17 protein-coding genes are annotated in these 17,512 nt (G+C 30.0%); 8 read left to right on the forward strand and 9 right to left on the reverse strand.

The features are described from left to right. Positions 1-77: 77 nt before the first annotated feature. The 4 genes from cpaB to HYY52_00280 form a co-directional block, all read right to left on the reverse strand. A complete protein-coding gene (cpaB, locus tag HYY52_00265; protein MBI2995131.1) occupies positions 78-953 on the reverse strand; it encodes a Flp pilus assembly protein CpaB in 876 nt (291 codons plus the stop codon). Beyond that, on the reverse strand, positions 944-1,441 hold the full coding sequence (locus HYY52_00270; GenBank protein MBI2995132.1) for a prepilin peptidase: 498 nt from the start codon (positions 1,439-1,441) through the stop codon (positions 944-946). Before HYY52_00270 ends, cpaB begins: the two co-directional genes overlap by 10 nt. A gap of 54 nt (positions 1,442-1,495) precedes the next feature. After that, on the reverse strand, positions 1,496-1,663 hold the full coding sequence (locus HYY52_00275) for a Flp family type IVb pilin (GenBank protein ID MBI2995133.1): 168 nt from the start codon (positions 1,661-1,663) through the stop codon (positions 1,496-1,498). Between the two features lie 95 nt (positions 1,664-1,758). Then, a complete protein-coding gene (locus HYY52_00280; protein MBI2995134.1) occupies positions 1,759-1,926 on the reverse strand; it encodes a Flp family type IVb pilin in 168 nt (55 codons plus the stop codon). A gap of 209 nt (positions 1,927-2,135) precedes the next feature. Between HYY52_00280 and HYY52_00285 the strand changes: the two genes are divergently transcribed. The 8 genes from HYY52_00285 (at position 2,136) to HYY52_00320 (ending at position 13,479) form a co-directional block, all read left to right on the forward strand. Beyond that, positions 2,136-4,265: a polysaccharide biosynthesis tyrosine autokinase gene (locus tag HYY52_00285; protein ID MBI2995135.1), complete on the forward strand. Its 2,130-nt coding sequence runs from the start codon at positions 2,136-2,138 to the stop codon at positions 4,263-4,265. Positions 4,266-4,322: 57 nt separating this feature from the next. After that, positions 4,323-5,525, forward strand: coding sequence for an SLBB domain-containing protein (locus HYY52_00290; GenBank protein ID MBI2995136.1), 1,203 nt, complete (start codon positions 4,323-4,325; stop codon positions 5,523-5,525). After that, positions 5,509-6,270, forward strand: a complete 762-nt coding sequence (locus HYY52_00295; GenBank protein MBI2995137.1) for a hypothetical protein — start codon at positions 5,509-5,511, stop codon at positions 6,268-6,270. The genes HYY52_00290 and HYY52_00295 overlap by 17 nt, the downstream gene beginning before the upstream one ends. A gap of 17 nt (positions 6,271-6,287) precedes the next feature. Next, the gene (locus HYY52_00300) at positions 6,288-8,555 is read left to right on the forward strand and encodes a nucleotidyltransferase family protein (GenBank protein MBI2995138.1); all 2,268 of its coding nucleotides are present in this window, start codon (positions 6,288-6,290) and stop codon (positions 8,553-8,555) included. A 176-nt stretch (positions 8,556-8,731) separates the two neighbouring features. Further along, positions 8,732-9,703 carry a GNAT family N-acetyltransferase gene (locus HYY52_00305; protein MBI2995139.1) on the forward strand — a complete coding sequence of 324 codons (972 nt, stop codon included), beginning with the start codon at positions 8,732-8,734 and terminating at the stop codon, positions 9,701-9,703. 7 nt (positions 9,704-9,710) lie between these two features. Then, positions 9,711-10,646 carry a glycosyltransferase gene (locus HYY52_00310; protein MBI2995140.1) on the forward strand — a complete coding sequence of 312 codons (936 nt, stop codon included), beginning with the start codon at positions 9,711-9,713 and terminating at the stop codon, positions 10,644-10,646. 12 nt (positions 10,647-10,658) lie between these two features. Further along, positions 10,659-11,786, forward strand: a complete 1,128-nt coding sequence (locus HYY52_00315; GenBank protein ID MBI2995141.1) for a glycosyltransferase — start codon at positions 10,659-10,661, stop codon at positions 11,784-11,786. Beyond that, positions 11,755-13,479 carry a sulfotransferase gene (locus tag HYY52_00320; protein MBI2995142.1) on the forward strand — a complete coding sequence of 575 codons (1,725 nt, stop codon included), beginning with the start codon at positions 11,755-11,757 and terminating at the stop codon, positions 13,477-13,479. The genes HYY52_00315 and HYY52_00320 overlap by 32 nt, the downstream gene beginning before the upstream one ends. Before the next feature lie 78 nt (positions 13,480-13,557). On the opposite strand, the gene HYY52_00325 is transcribed toward HYY52_00320, so the two are convergent. The 5 genes from HYY52_00325 to HYY52_00345 form a co-directional block, all read right to left on the reverse strand. Then, complete coding sequence (locus tag HYY52_00325; GenBank protein MBI2995143.1) at positions 13,558-15,366, reverse strand: FHA domain-containing protein; 1,809 nt, start codon at positions 15,364-15,366, stop codon at positions 13,558-13,560. Positions 15,367-15,479: 113 nt separating this feature from the next. Further along, positions 15,480-16,250, reverse strand: a complete 771-nt coding sequence (gene xth, locus HYY52_00330; GenBank protein ID MBI2995144.1) for an exodeoxyribonuclease III — start codon at positions 16,248-16,250, stop codon at positions 15,480-15,482. Positions 16,251-16,461: 211 nt separating this feature from the next. Beyond that, the gene (locus tag HYY52_00335; protein ID MBI2995145.1) at positions 16,462-16,764 is read right to left on the reverse strand and encodes a hypothetical protein; all 303 of its coding nucleotides are present in this window, start codon (positions 16,762-16,764) and stop codon (positions 16,462-16,464) included. Between the two features lie 107 nt (positions 16,765-16,871). Continuing rightward, positions 16,872-17,207: a DUF86 domain-containing protein gene (locus HYY52_00340; GenBank protein MBI2995146.1), complete on the reverse strand. Its 336-nt coding sequence runs from the start codon at positions 17,205-17,207 to the stop codon at positions 16,872-16,874. Next, entirely contained in the window at positions 17,204-17,494 is a 291-nt protein-coding gene (locus tag HYY52_00345) for a nucleotidyltransferase domain-containing protein (GenBank protein MBI2995147.1), read from the reverse strand. The genes HYY52_00340 and HYY52_00345 overlap by 4 nt, the downstream gene beginning before the upstream one ends. Positions 17,495-17,512: the final 18 nt, after the last annotated feature.

The raw sequence follows: 17,512 nt of genomic DNA on the forward strand, positions 1-17,512 counted from the left end.
TATAACCTCGTTCTACCTTTATTTTATTAAAAAGGCAAGGTTTACAAAAAATCTAATGATACCCCTACATGATAGCCCTAATAATAATAATAAGAGCGTTCATCTCCTAAAATTATTTCTATTGCATTTTCATTTTCATTTGCTGAAATTATTGCCTGAGTCTGTGAAATATCTTGTGCCCCTTCTGGCTTTTGAATTAGATCACCATAAATATCTTCTAAATTAACCCCACTAGTTGCAGCTAACTTATCTTCTCCAAATGGCCTTAACACTAAGTGTAATTGGCCAACCTCACTAGCTAGTGCTATTTTTTCTGCATCGTTTGAGCCAAGTGCAAGGGTTACTTGTGCAACTATTTTAGCTTGAGGTTCTGCAATAGAATTTATATCTAGAATTTTATCTCCTACTGCCAAGACTAAAATATTTTGTAAAATTGTTTTTGAAAATGTTTGTTGTTCATTACTTTTTAAAATTGAAACAATGTCAACACGATCACCTGGATTAATAAATCCACCAACTCCAACTACTTCATTTACACGGATTGTTATTGCTCTTAGATCCTTTGGAATTACAACAGGCAAGCCACCACTAGCACCTTGACCAACAAGTCTGGTCTCAGTTACTACTTCATCAGCTTGTAATGTTGCTTTTACTATACGGTCTTTAACAGATGAAATTGAACTTGGATAATCTTTTGGAACTGCTTGTACAGGAAATTGTTTAATTGCTAAATCGCTTTCTTGTAATTTAGTACCTGCTAGAATTTGTTTACCTGCTACAACAACTGGTTTTGTAACTGAGAGTGCTTTTACCTTTTCTTGTGTCTTGCTTAAATATTGCCAAACACCAGTTGCAGCAATTAATCCCAGGAACATTGCAAGTGAGGCCATGACCACAAGTGAATTAATTTTGTTTTTGGTTTTTGGTGACAGGGGTGAAGGATTTATTGCCATAGTTTTGAAAAAATTTCATCATTGATTCCAAATGTTATATATAAAATTGTACCCAGTGCAATAGCAACTCCATATGGCACTTTTTGTTTTTTATCTACAACTGGTAACATTTGTCCAGTTGTTATCAGAAACTTAAAATGACCTGAATTAAATATTATCCAAACTAGTCCTAATAATAATCCACAAAATGCACTGTAGAAAAAAATAAAGATTACATCTTTAACTCCAACAATAGAGCCAATTACAGCAAGAAGCTTAACATCACCAGCACCCATCCCGCCTTTTAAGTAAGGAATTATCAAAAGTAAGATCCCAACAGTAAAGCCAAGTAAACAATTTACAATCCCTTGAAGTTTAAATGAAAAAATGTTTATTAAAAAAATAAAAATAAAAATACCAAAAATAAGCCAATTAGGAATCTTTCTATACTTCCAGTCAAAAAAACCACCTAAAACAGATATTATTAAAAGTAATATTTCCTTACTCATAAAAAAAACATAGCCTTATCAGGCAGGCTATGTCAAATTTTCTTTAACTATTATTTATTGAGTATTTAGTTCAGTATTAACATTAGTAAAAATATTCGAGATTGAGCCTCTCATTGAGATTATTATTGATGCAACACCAGCAGCAACAATTCCTAAGAGCAGTGCATATTCTGTCATTGATGCACCTTCTTCATCACGAATAAATCTAATGACTATGTCCATAAAGTTATTCCCAATCCTAAGCAATTGATCTAGCAATTAGCTATTGATAAAACATATCCAAGAACTCATCTAACTCAATAATGCTACTTTACTGCTTACTTAGTAAGTTCAGTATTAGCATTTGTAAAAATGGTCTTGATGGAGCCTCTCATTGTGACTATTACTGATGCAACACCAACAGCAATAAGTCCTAAGAGCAGTGCATATTCTGCCATTGATGCACCTTCTTCATCACGAATGAATTTAATGATTGTATCCATAATTAACCTCCTATCATAAACTAACTTTTATTACATACCCACTTACCAGGAAAAATATACCTATTGTTAACCCTTTGTTTCACAGGGCTATCTCTACGTTCTAATTATTTTTTACTCACCTGTTTAATCTAACAAGGTTTAACCCTAAGACTCTAGGGGTAACAAAAATATAGAACGTAAGTTCTTTGCTCTTTAGTTAGGGAGTATAACGATTGAATTTCTTTGAAGCAATAAAAAACCATTTAAGACTGGGCCTGTTAATTGTATTTATTGTACCTGCTATGGCTTGGATAATTGCACTGTCAATTACTCCAATCTTTGAGAGTAGAGCAAGGCTCCTAATAGAAGTAAAAGACTTAGGATTTGAAGGACAACAAGCTCAACCATTTAGAACAATTGCAAGAGCAAGTGACCCTATACAAACTCAGATTGAAATTCTAAGATCAGCCACAATCTTAGATAAAGTTATCAGGCAATTTAATATGAGATATGAAAGTGGTAGTAGAAAAGGACAGTACTTAAGTTATTTAAACTTAAATGCTAATTTTGCTGTTTCTGCTGATAGAAATGTTGACGTAGTTGAACTAAAGTTTAAACACTCTGATCCTAATTATGCAAAACACATCTTACAAGCTATTACTGACAGTTACATAGAAAAAACAATTGAATTAAAAGCAAGTGATACTGCAAGTGCAATTAGATTTTTAAAAAAAGAAAGAAATAAAGCAGAAAGAGAAGCTCTTGAAGCTAGTAAACGTTTAAGAGAATTTGAACATAAAAGTAAAACAATTAGTTTAGAAAGTAATCAAGAAATAGTAAAAAGCCTATATTCACTTAGAAGCATTAAACTTACAGCAGAAAGTGAACATGTTAAAGCAAAAACAGCCTCGGAACAAATTACTAAACAACTTATGTCCAGTCTAAGTGATTCACTTTTAAACATTACTGTTAGCGAAGATCCTTTTCTTACTGCACTTAGAAAAGACTTGTATGAAAAGGAAACACAGTTAGTAAGATTACAAACCAAAGTAAAATCTGGTCATTATCAACTTGAAGAAATAAAACAACAAATTGAAGGAGATAAAAAACTTATAGAAGAAAGGGTTAAAGAGTTAGTTGGCAAGCAAGTAAATTTAAAATCCTTTTCATTTTCTAATGATCCGGTTCGTGCAGAATTAACTAGAAACCTACTTCAAACCAAGACAGCTGAACTAGCTATTAAAGAACAACTAAAGGTAATTGATGAAGCACTTGATGAAGTACTAAAAAAACTTGAAAAATTACCAAATGAAAAATATATTTATACTCAGTTATTAAGACAAAATGACATTGCTGAAAAACGTCTTGAAGAAATTGAAAAGAAACTAATTGAATCAAGAATGAAGGGTGTGATTGCTTCTCATATTACTAATATAAGACTTATTGATCCTCCATCATTAGCAACTTCCCCAATACATCCTAATATTCCATTTGCTTTATTTTCAAGTTTTATTTTTGGACTTATTCTTGCACTTATTGTAGTTTACATTGTTGAATATTTTGATGATGTTATTAAAGGCGTTGACACTCTTCCAAGTGAAATGGGTTGCCCGTTCTTAGGCCAATTGCCTCAAGTCCATATTGGTGACTTACCAATTGTTTATCAAGAACCAAGATCAGAATACACAGAATCTATTCATGCACTTAGAACAAATCTTTCATTCTTATCTCTTTCAGGAAATAAAAAACTTTTACTTATTACAAGCCCAAGCGTACATGAAGGAAAGTCTACCGTGTCATTAAATTTAGCAATTACTTATGCACAAAGCGGGAAGAGAGTTTTATTAATTGATAGTGACATTAGGAATCCATCATTGTACAAGTACCTGGCAAGGCCAAAAGATACAGTTGGTATAAGTAATACCTTAATTAATGAGATTGACTTTTATGATGTAGTACAAAAAAGTATTTTAGGAATAATTGGATTTGATTATTTACCAAGCGGTGAAATCCCACCAAATCCAATACAGCTCCTTGAATCAGATAGAATGAGAGAACTGCTTGAAACTGCACAACATATTTATGACCTAGTAATACTAGACACACCACCTTTAGGATTATTTTCAGATGCACTACTACTAGCACGTTATGTAGATGTTGTTGGACTGGTGTCAAGATATAACAAGACTTCAAGAAAAGAATTAATGGCAGCAATTGATTTACTAAAGAAATCAAATGTAACTGCAATCGGGGTTGTACTTAATTCAGTTCCATCCGGCGCAACTGGAACATACGGATACGGGTATGGTTATTATGGCTATGGTGAAAGTGAAAGGTATGCAAAAGGTGAATCAGCAGCATAAGGGGAAAGAGACGGCGAGACGGCGAGACGGGGAACTGGGGAAAGGGGGAAAGAACACATGAAAAATAAAAGTAAACTAAAAATATTTCTAATGCTTATACTTATAATAGTATTATTACTTAACCAAATTGTCTTTGCAGAAGAAAATAAAGACATAAATAAAGTTAAACTTGAAGCAGTTCTTACTCCTATGTATGTAATTGGTCCTGGAGATGAGTTAACAATCATTGATAGAACGTTAAGAGAAGTATTTGGACAGGTTGAACAATATACTTTAAAGGTTTCAACAGATGGTTATATTTCTATACCATTACCAGATGGTAAACAAGAAAATCTTTTAGCTGCAGGTTATACACTTAATGAACTTTCAAAAGAAGTTAGAGAATTATTTGGAAGAACTTTGAAAAATCCACTTGTATTTGTTCAGATTAGTAGATATAGACCACTAAACATATATATTGGAGGTGAGATTGTTAAACCAGGTGTTTACAAAATTGAACCTTCAGCAAGTACTGTAGGCGTATCAATAAGTGAAGCTATTCAATTAGCTGGTGGCTTAAAACCAAGAGCTAATATAAAAGCTTTAATAATTACAAGAGGATCAAATGCAGAAAAGAAAAGTATTAACTTACATGCATACTTATCAGGGGAAGATCCTACTCAGGATATTAATTTACAACCTGGAGACACAATATATGCAAACCCTGCTGAGAACCAAGCAGATCAAGCACAAAGCCATGTCAAACTTCTTGGAAAACTTGCATATCAAGATGTACCAATTAGCATAACAGGAGAAGTAAAAACTTCAGGCAATTATAATCTAACCAACGATGCAAGCTTTTTTGATGCAATAGGCAAGGCAGGAGGTCTAACAAATGTTGGTTCCCTGAAAAAAGTAAAAGTTTCAAGATATGATGATGACGGTGTTTACAGAATATTTAAAGTAAACATAAATGATTTACTTCTTAAAGGAGCTACATTTGATCAAATTGCACTTAGACCAAACGATACTATTGAAATTGAAGCTTCAAAAGTGAAACAAACTAAAAGTTTCTTTAGACAGGTTGGTGTTAATTTAATCCCAATTGTTGCTGGTGCTGCTAGTGCAAGCTTTGGACAATTTGTTGTTCAAGACAACTTATTTAATAGAAGTTCCAGGCTTCGTGGTTCAACAAAAGCTAGTGGTTCAGGTGGTAACTTTACTTCACCAATAACAATTATAGGCAATACCGAAAGAATTATTAATGAAAACAGTAAATAAAATTCTAGTTTTAATGCTTATAGCTTTTATTTGCTTTTATAGGATTCCTGTTTGTGCTCAAAATGTAAGTGAAATTAATTTAGATATTTACAAAATAAATTTAGATTCCTTAGATAAATTTAATTTAATAAAAAAAGAAGAGATAATAGATCTTGTCTTATTAAATGATGTTTTTACAGAAGGAAAAAGATTTGCAATGTCATCAAATCTTCAGCTTACAACAAACAAACTTTACTTAAAAGATGGTCAAGAAATTCTTATTTCAGCAACATCTCCAGTAATTACTAGTATCCATCCACCACATGCAAATAATAACTCTTCTGGAATAGCAAGAGCATTACTAGGACTATCAGTTGCAAGTACTCCATTAACATTTGGTACAAGCATAGGTATAAGCTTTTTAATCAGTGGACTACTTTCTGCATACCAGAATGGAATATCTGATTTTATCTGGGGAGGATTAAACGGGGGAGGATTTTCATTTGTAGAACATATATTTCGAAAACAACCGGACATATTTTTAACTAGTGGAACAAAAATCCCATTTGTTTTAAATGAAGATATAAAAATCAGTAAAGGAATAGAAAAAGAAAATATTGAATATATTGATATCGGTAAAGAAGAAGCTATTAAAAAAATCAATAAATTACTAGAATGGGGAGACTTAACGGGAGCTCTGGAACTATCTGTAAAAACAGGCCAAACAGAAATATACAATGAAATCATAAAAAAGATATCATTATAGATTTAAAATATATCTTAATGTCTACCACTAATAAAGCTTGGAAGTTATTAATTGATTTAATTTTTAATAACAAAAATAATATAGCTATAGAAGATACTAAAGATTTTTTAACACTTGTAAAAAAACATTCACTTGAAAATTATACAAACTTTTTAAGAGGTATAAAACTTCGTGAGACTTTATTAAATAATCCTTGGGAATGGGATTTTTTAAAAGTACTTTCAAATGCTTTACAAGAAGACATTCAAGTTCTTTTATTAAAAGGTGCATGTTCAAGATTAATAGGAATTTACAAATACCCTGCTTTGCGTGAAAGCCAAGATCTGGATATTTTTATTTACAGTCCATGCAAAACATTTGATTTTAAACAATTTTTAGAAAGTTTAGCAAATCAAAAAATAATATCCTTAAGTAATGACTGGAAAGCACAGTTAAAAAGGCTTGGTAATGTACTTGCTCTTTACAATGATCATCAAATTGATATTCATTTTAAATTATTTTCTCCTTTAGGGACTGTATCTAAAACTACTAAACAAAACAAGAAACTTGAAGGTGAAATTATTCAAAGAGCAAAAAGCCATGAAAAATTATCAAATATTAAAATAATGTCAAATGAAGATTTTTGGCTTTATAATATCTTTCAATTTATAAAAGATTTTCCTTTCTCAAAAATTCAACTAATTCTTGATTCTTATTTAATTATTAAAGGAAATAAAACAAGTCTTAAGTTACTAAGTGAACATGCCATAAAAACAAAACAAAGCTTTTTATTTAAAATTAGTTTATTTTTTCTGTATCAATGCTGCAATCATTCGAATAGTGACAATCTTAAAATAAATCCTTTAGAAAAATATTGTTTTAATATCGAGAACATTATAAATGCAAGTAAATTTAGTGTAAAAAGCAGGTTACTAGATGCTCTTTCAAAAGGAATTTTTCTAGCAAATGGCAATATATTTTTTTCAATATTTAACTCATTACATTTTTTCATAGTAAACAATTTTTTATTAAGTACAATAGACGAAAATCCTTTTACAATTAATTCGTTTCTAAACTTTTTTACTAAACTGTTTTATGTTTTAAGTAAAACCAAGAACTCAATAAAATCTTTTAAATCTTTTCAAGAAAATACAGAAATCAAGATTTATTCAGAAGAAAAAAAATTAATTTCTGTCCAACTAGATAACCTTAAAATTACCTTTAATGTACCTGGTGAGTTCTATGACAAACTAAAATATATTTGGTCAGGTTTTATAAGTAATGATCATCTAGATAAAGTAATTAATATTGAGAAAGTAACTAATAATTCAAAGCCAGAAAATACTTATGAAGTAGCTTTTAACAACAATTATTTTTATATGAAACTATCAGATAATGTCCATGGAAAGACAGATTTAGAAGGATTAGGAAAACTTTTTGCAAACACTTTTTGGGATGTACGTACTTTTGCTTTATGTTTTTTTAGAGCTTTAAGCTTTACAAAAAATAATTTGCTACTAGTACATTCCGGTGCTATAAGAATTAACAATGGAACATTTCTTTTTCCTGGAGGATCAAGTTGTGGCAAAACGACATTTTTTAATCTCTTAGTTAAAAATGGCGCCTGTGGTATTAATGATGATACAGTACTTTTAAAAGAAGAAAATGATACCTGGTATGTCTATCCAACACCATTTATGAGTAAAAACCAAGAACCAGTTATATCTAACAAGAGTAGACTTTCAGGAATAATAGATTTAATTAAAGTAGCTGGAGGATATGAAATTACTTCTTTAGACATAAATTACTTGTTAGCAATATTACTAAACAATTCAATTGCAGACTTTACTATAGATGATGGAGGAATTATAAGGGCTAAAACTACAGAAAAAATAATAAACCTTTCTAAACAATTAACTCATTTAGCACAAATTAAGTTTTCATTAGAAGATGATAAAAGATTAATAAGCTTAATACGTGAGTGGATAAATAACCCAAATAAAAATATTAAATTTGGATCAAGCTTATTACCTCTTGTTCAGTTACGTGGAGATAGTATGATGCCTTCATTTAAGAATGGTGACTTACTTCTTGTAGAAGAGGCTTACCCAAACAATATAAAAATAAATGATATGGTTTGCTTTACTAATGAATTTAATTTTCCTCAAGTACACAGAACAAAATATTTAATAAGACATAAAAACAATATTGTTTTAATTACAAAAGGTGATAACAGGATCTTTTACGATAATCCAATTTCAGTTAAACATGATAAAAAAATACTTAAAGTAATCTCTAAACTGTAAAAAGTCTACTGTTTTCTAACTACCAGTACCAGCTCTATAAACATAAGAAGATTTTTCTTTTTCTAGATTCTCTGCAATATTTAATAATTTTTCTTGTTCTTTTGTAATAAAATAAAAATCTTTACTCTCCATTAATTTCTCCTTTTTTAACATTATTATATACAATGATCCATGTTATGAACATCTGTAATCTCACAGAAGATAGATTTGATGGCTATTTTAAGTTTTTGGATCGAGCTTATCCAAATAGGAATTTAAAAGAACTATTTAAAAATGAAATATTAAAAAAAGCAAATGTAATAATTTCAGTAAATAAAAATAGTCAAATAGTTGGTCATCTTACTTGTTATCCTTGTGAATTTTATTTAAATAATGTAATCACTAGTGGTAATTTTTACTGTAATTTTCTAGTTCTTCAAGAACATAGAAATAAAGGCATTGGAAGCTCCTTAGTTAAAAAAGCTACTACAGAGCATAAACCTTGGTTTGCCTTTGGTGTAAATAATTTCTCTAAAAGTTTAGCTTATAAGATTGGCAAAATAATTGGTTCTTCACAGAAATTTGTATGGTTTAGGAACTCTTATATTCCAATAAAAATTTTTACAAACCCACTAAGAAAGTATTCTATTATTAGTGACACAAAAGAACTTACTGACTCAATTTATACAGGCAGAAACTATTTTACAAATCTTAAATCAATAAATAACTGGCAAGATTATTTTTGGGGAAATAATACATTGCAATTTTCTAGACCATATAAATTCTTAGAGAGAAAGATTTTTAGTAAAATTAATAAACATACTTTTTATTACTTTGAGAATTCCAGTCCACAAGTATATTTTACAGTTAAGAAGTCATACATAAGAGGATTAAATGTATTAGAAATTGTTGATTACAAAGTCCCAAATCATACTAGTGAACTCTTTATCGCAATAATTAATGCTGCTAAATATTTAACTAAAAAACTAAAATTTGATGGTGTAATTTTTGAAAGTTCACATCAATACTTTGATAGAATACTAAGTTTTAACAATTTCATAAAAATTGGGAAACCAAGGCTTATAATATCAAATATAGAAACTAATATTTCACAAGAAAAAATAAAGAATAGAGATTTTCTTTACATAACACCAATAGACAGCCCTTGATGAAAAAATGGAAAAAAATTATTCTCATAAAATATCTATCATTATTCCTTATTACAATCCTATTCTTAAATATTTTGATAAAGCAATAGAAAGCATTTTATCTCAGTCATATACAAACTTAGAAGCAATAATTGTAAATGACGGGAGCAGTCTTGATTATAAGAATTATTTAATTAATAAAATTAATTCACTAAATGATAAAAGATTTAGTATCATCCATCTTGATAAAAATTATGGGGTCTCATTTGCAAAAAATAAAGGGATTGAATCAGCAAGTGGAGAAATTATAACTTTTTTAGATACTGATGACATTCATCTACCATGGTTTTATAAAGACATTGTTGATACTTTTAATGAAAACCCAGATTGTTTAATTTTGCATACTACTAATATTTATTATGTAGATCTCCTTGGAGTGATTAAGTTGTTTGTTACTCCTAACGAAGGCTGGGATCAAAAATGTATAAATTACAAACAGGTAGTTAAGCCTCGCTTAGCTCTTAAAAAAGAGGTTTTTAAAGATATATTGTTTGATACAAATTTATTTTATGCAGAAGATACTGATTTATGTCTTCAAATATCTGAAAACAATAAGCTTCAAAACAGTACTTTACTACTTAAAAGAAGTAGCTACTTATATAGAATGCACCTTTCCAATAAAAGGCTTACACATAATCTAAAACTAGCTTTAGAAGGCAGAGAAAAAGTTAAAAGAAAATATGAAGGGAAAGATTCTACTAGTGGTAGTTTTGTTCAAACTATTACACTTAAAAAAACACTAGTTCCATTTTTTGGAATAGACTATAGATATCTTAGAGTTTTAATTAATTTTAAGTATAATCTATACAAAAAAATTAGAAATGAGTTCACTCATTACTTAAATGTAATTCAAGATAAAAATATAAAATCACATGCTGTTAATATCTATAAAAAAATATTCTAAACAAATAAGAGCATGAATCAAAATCATTCACCTAAAATTAGCACTATAATTCCTTATTACAATCCTCCTTTTCATTATTTTACAGAAGCAGTTGAAAGCGTTTTAGCCCAGTCGCATAAAAACTGGGAAGTAATTATTTTAAACGATGGGAGTAAAGTTGAAAATAAAAAGCTTTTAGAAAATTATATTGAAAGTCTTAATGACAGCAGGTTTAGCATTACTCATTTTGAAAAAAATTACGGGATATCATACACAAGAAACAAAGGCGTAGAAGCTGCTCAGGGAGATATAGTCCTATTCCTGGACGCTGATGATTTATTTTTACCATGGTATTTTGAAAAAGTTATAGAATCATTTAGCAGAAACAATAACTGTTTGATTGTAGCATTTAATAATTTAATACTCCTTTCAGCTAGCAGGTTGAAGAAAGTATATATAAAAGATACCTACTTAAAATTCTTAAATAAAAAAGAAATGTTTAACAAGCTTCCTTATTTAATTAAAAGTGGAGATGTATTTCTTCCTCCTAGAATCACATTTAAAAAGAAAGCATTTGAAATCTTAAGTTTTGATTCTATGTTTCACTCTTCTGATGATATTGATCTTAATTTTCAAATAATGTGTTCAGATGAGCTGCTTGATAAAACAATAGTAGCCCCTATTCCAGGCTATGTATACAGATTTTACCTGTCAACAGACAGGCTTACACACAAAACAGTTTTATTAAACAAGGACATAAGAAATTTAAGAGTCAAATATAAAAAAAAGAATATACCAAGAATCTTAAAAATGATCAAGCATTTAGAGTCAAACCACAATGAATGGAGGTTTAATGATTTGTTAAATTGTTATTTTGCAACTGGCTCTTTAATAAAATGTTTTAAATATTCACTTCAGAACTTTCATACTCTAAAAGGAAAAATTAAGAGTTTACTAATTTTATTTCAAACAATTTTAATTGTAAGAGTATTAAACCCATTAACTGGAATTAGCCCACGATTACTTGAGCTTATATTTAAAAAGGAATTTTTGAATTACAATAAAATTCTTAAACAAGAATATCTAAATTATTTAGAGAATATTTCACTAGCTACTACAGAAAGGTATTATGCAAACAGACTATTTAAAAGAATTTTCTAATAAAGAATTACTGCCGCCAATTTTTGTTGTAGGTTGTGCAAGATCTGGAACTACATTATTAGCAAACACTATTGGGAAGCACTCAAACATTTACAATGTTAAAGAAGAAACACATTTGTTTTATAATCTCAAGAATCAAGCTATTCTTGACAAACTTGAACGAACTAATGACATTGAAACTCTTACCTTAGTGATATTGACAAGGATGTTTTATCTTGTTACTCCTGAAGAATTCATGCAAAAAAAAATATATCTAGGTGAGAAATTCCCTGAAATAATTAAAATATTTAAGGACATAAGCAGCTTAGAAGAATTTAAAACAGTATCTACAAGGTTTGATATTTTTGATTTATGTGCAACATTTTTAACCTTAAAAGAAAATAAAATAAGATGGGTAGAAAAAACACCTTTTCAGATTTTTAATGTTCCTTTTATTTTAGAAATTTATCCAAATGCAAAGTTTATTGAAATTTATAGGGATCCTAGAGCTGTTTATCACTCCTGGAATAATGTTAATCACTCGTATTTTAAAAAAGGCAAACCCATACAATGTTCTTCTATTTGGAGAAGGGCTATTACAAATGGACAAAAACTTAAGCAGTTCATTCCTAAACAATACTATCAAATAAAATATGAAGACTTAGTTAACTTACCTGAGAAAGAACTTATAGAACTTTGTGATTTTTTAGGTGAAAAATTTGAGCCAGCAATGTTAAATGTAGAAGTAAGAAACACCTTTTTTGGTGATATAAAAGAAAAAAGTGGGTTTTCAAAAATACCAGTTAATAGATGGGAAAAAGGGCTAACAGGAATTGAAAAAATTTTTATAGATCTTAGAACAAAAGAATTTAGAAAGAATTTAAATTATCCTGATTCAGGTACGAAAATTTCAATTACTGCTATATTACCTTTTACTTTTTACTTACTTACTAGAGGCATAGTAGAAATAGAACAAATAAAATCCTTGTCAATTAGAAAATTTAGTAAAAGGCTCTTATTTATTAAGACTATTAAAAATAATATTATAGATTTTAGTCACAAAATAAGAAGCCCAGTAAAAATAAAAACTTATTTGAAATTACACCCTATTAAAATGCTTCAAGTAGGCTCTGGTTCTAACATTCTTCCAGGTTGGCTTAATACAGATAGTAATCCATGTTCAAATAACATTGTATTTCTTGACAGCACTAAAAAATTCCCATTTAAGAATAATACTTTTGATTATATTTTTAGTGAACATCATATTGAACACTTAAGTTATTTTGAAGGCTTACATATGCTTAAAGAATGTTACCGTATTTTAAAACCAAAAGGTAAAATCCGGATTGCTACACCTGATTTAAAAGTATTTATTGATTTATATAATCCACAAAAAAGTAATATTCAAAAACGTTATATTAATTTTATTTCTAATAACTACAACTCAAGCATAGGAATTCAAAAAGATATAATTGTAATAAATAGTATATTTAAAAACTTTGGACATAAATTTGTCTATGATTTCGAAATACTAAAGATGACTTTAGAAAAAGTAGGATTTATTAATGTAACTTTTTTTAAGCCACAAGAAAGCAATGATGATTTTTTAAAAGGAATTGAATATCATGGCAAATATTACAAAACACTAAACTTAAAGTATGGAGAAGACTTTAACTGCTTTGAAACTATGGTACTAGAAGCTTTACGTTTATAATATCTTTAAAATCTGTTCTTCCATGCACAATATTGTATAAAGTTTAATCTTCTACATTGCTTCTCGAATTTAAAAGGATCATCTAATACGAACTCTAAATACAGTTCCACCAGCTCTTACTAAATCATTGTCTTTAAGTTCAACACCATCATCCGGTAAAAGTAGTTCATCATTTAAGAAAGTACCGTTGCTTGAATTTGAATCTCTTATCAAAAGAAATTCTCCTTGCCTGTATATTTCAAAATGATATCTGCTAACAGATAGTGAGCCTGGGATTTGCACATGGGAATCTTTTGACTCTGCTCTTCCAAAAGTACGACTCTCTCCTTCTTGTGGTTCAAAGTCCATCTCTTTACCAGAAACTTCTTCTTTGAGTGTAAATCTAACTGGCGGTTTTCCATAAGCTCCTGCATTTATATCTTTTGGTCCTTCAACAGGTGGTATAGATTCTCCAGGTGGTACATCTAATGGAGCAACAATGCCTGAATGTAATCCAGGAGAAGAACTGAATGATTGACTAATGGGAGATGGATCTCCACTTCCTGGATCAAGTCTCTCTACCCTGGAGTATGGGTTTACTCGTGATCCTGATTGCGGTGAATCAGGAAGTGACATACTTGTGCCTATCTCACTGAGATCCTCAAGAAAATTAAGTCTTATTTGAGGATCATTAACAACTCCACTTTGCAAAGAATCGGCCTTTCTGAAATACGAAAGAAATATATTTAGTGCTCTATCTGCTAATTGAGCGTTTTCAAATTCACCGTATGCAGGAGCATCATCAAAATTAATCACAGGTATTTCCCTTTCATCAAAATCTCCTGTTGCATATTGTCCTAGCCTAAGCATTAGTCTTACCTTTCTAGGATCATTTGCAAAAGCAAGATTTACTGAGTGCTTTTGATAACCACCCCAAATTTGATGATGTGGATTACTAAGAAATCTTGTCCCAGAAGGATGATATGTCCCATCTCCAATTGAAGGAGTTATTCTGTAAAAATCTTTTAACTCTTCCCCAGTAAGTCTTAAATAAAAATCTGACTCACATAAACCTTGTAGTGTTACAGGCAAAGATTTACCTAGGATATCTCCTTGTGATGGAGTATGCACAAGAAATGAAGGACCTGAACATGAAGCAAGTTGATATAGCATAGCTTGATCGTAATCAGCACCTATTCCACCCCAGATAGAAGTCACATTTAAGTCTCGTAGTCTTTCACTATCAATAAAAGGACTAGCTGCCACGGGGTTATTTTGTCCATCAGTAAATCCCATAAATAAACTTCTTGGTGGATCAGATTCTTTATACTCTTGAATTCCTCTTACTTTATCACATGCTAACTTTACTAAGCTTTGAATATTAGTGCCGCTATTAGTTTGCAATGCTCCAATAGTATCAATCAGTGTGTTAAGATCTGTTCGATATTCATATGGCCTTCCTTGAGGATCGTATGCAACTTTAGCATTACGATCAAAAACCAAAAGTGTAATTTTTGACTCTGGTGGAAATCCAATATTTCGCAAGCTTTGAATTACTTTTTTAAAATGTTCTAGTTTTGAAGTTTTATCAGAAGGTGTAATGTGGTTAATCATACTTCTAGATTTATCAAGCCCAATTACAATATGCGGGACTTTGTAATATTTTGGTGTTGCTAATTGAGGAGGACTTGATTCTTCTACTAAAGATATCTTCTGACCCTCTCCGCCAGCGCCAATTCCAACAGGTACTTGACAAATAGGTTTTTTCCCTGAAGGTGCTGTACCTTGCTCAGCAATAACTATTATTGGTGTTTCACCATGAAATTTTTTATTACCAACTTCTCCTCCTTGAATCCTATGTGGCAGTGCTATTGCTACAGCACTGACATTTGCTCCAGGTACTAACATCTAACCTCCTTAAATAAAATATTATTGTTAAAAGTATACTACTCCTTTTCCAATGATAAATCCAGAGGCAAAGTTAAAGAAACAATTAAATTTTCCTAAATAAAATGGTATTGCTATTGAACATTTTCAATCTCAATTCCAACAGGACAATGATCTGATCCCATAACTTCTGACATTATAAATGCTTTTTTTAGATTGTTTACAAGATTAAGAGTTATAAAAAAATAATCAATTCTCCAGCCAACATTTCTTTCCCGAGCTCTTGTTATTGGATCCCAAAAAGTATAATATTCACCATCTTTTACAAAGTGCCTGAAAGTATCTATGTAACCAGATTCTACAAACTTATCCATCCATTTTCTTTCAACAAGTAAAAATCCACTTGTGTTTTCATTTTCTTTAGGTCTTGCAAGATCAATTTCTTTATGAGCAGTGTTTACATCTCCACAAATAATTATTTTTTTCTCTTTCTCTTTTAACTTATTTACATACTTTAAAAACTCATCATAAAAAGCTAGCTTATAATTTAATCTTTCTTCATCTCTCTGACCATTTGGGAAATAAATATTAAATAAAATAAGATCACCATAATCATGAATTAAAATCCTTCCTTCTGAATCAAATTTTTTTACACCAAAACCTGTTTCAGTTTTCTTGGGTTCTTTTTTTGTAAAAGTTACAACTCCGCTATATCCTTTTCTTTCTGCACTTGACCAGAATGTTTTATAACTATTAGGCTCCAGTAATTCTTTATTTAATTGATTTGTCTGAGCCTTTGTTTCTTGTACACATAAAATATCAGGGCTTTCTTTTTGAAGCCATTCTAAAAATCCTTTTTTTTGAATAGCACGTATGCCGTTTACGTTCCAGGAGAGTAGCTTCATAGTTTAAATTTCTAAATAGCCTGAACAGACAGTTTTTCTTTTTTTCTTGTCTTAAAGTAAAGCTTTTCAAAGCCAATAATTTTTTTGTTTCTTTTGTTTTTTATTAATATGATCCCATCGCCAGCTTCTTCACAAACTTGATTTCTAGAAGGCTTATCAAAATATACTGTTAAGGTTTCACCTTTTCTGTCATGAATTATTTTTAACTTGGCTATATTTTTTCTCCTTCCTTTATTTTATCAGTAATATAGGCTGTGATTATAAATCCATCTAAGTCCATAGATTTCGTGACAACACAAATCCAATAACTGTTTATTCTCTTATAAAAAAGCAGGACATTATTATCTATCTTGCTTTTTGTAATTAAGTCAGGCATTTTTAAAGTATTTTTTATCAATGTTAAACACATTGTGGTTTCTGGGTGTTTTATTTGTATGAGTTCCCAGTACTCTTGAGTAGTTCTAATGTTTAAACCGATTGGAGTATTGATCTTAAACAAATATTTTTTAGGCATAACTGATTAGTATAGTACAAATACTAAAATTACTTCAATAAATTAACCAGCTTTACAATTGTATCTTTTGCATCACCAAAAAGCATCATGGTTTTTGGTAAGAAAGTTTACTCTATGACTTCCAGAATTTCCTTCACCTTTTCTTTGATCTTTGGAAGATCTTCTCTGATAGCTTTTTCTACTTTTTCTGTATCTATATTGAAATACTGATGTGCAAGAATATTTCGCATATTAGCAATCTGTCGCCAAGGTATTTCAGGATACTTATTCTTCAATTCTTCTGATAAATATCTGCAAGCCTCACCAATGATTTCAATGCATCTAACTACACCCATAAACTTTAATTCATCTAATTCGTGTAGAGACTTACCGAAGGACAGGTTCTTATCTAAAAGCTCCATAGCCTCTAAAATATCCAAGAGCCTTGATTTATCATCTCTCATAAATGCTTAGCTTCTTTTAAAACATGATCTTTAATTCTTTCTTTTAAAACTTTTTCAGTTGCAACATCAACTTTATGACCAAGTAAATCTTCAAGATCAAGCCATAATTCACTCCAGCCTAAAAGTCCAACTTCAGGTCGGAAATCTACTAAAAAGTCAATGTCACTATTCTCATTTGCTTCCTGCCTTGCCACTGAGCCAAAAACTCTGACATTGAAAGCTCCATGCTTTTGAGCAAGCTTTAAAATTTCTTTTCTCTTACTTTTTACTAATTCATATAGTCCCATGATAAAAATTCCTAGCTA

The organism is Candidatus Melainabacteria bacterium (assembly GCA_016193285.1).
In the GTDB taxonomy this organism is placed as follows: domain Bacteria; phylum Cyanobacteriota; class Vampirovibrionia; order 2-02-FULL-35-15; family 2-02-FULL-35-15; genus JACPSL01.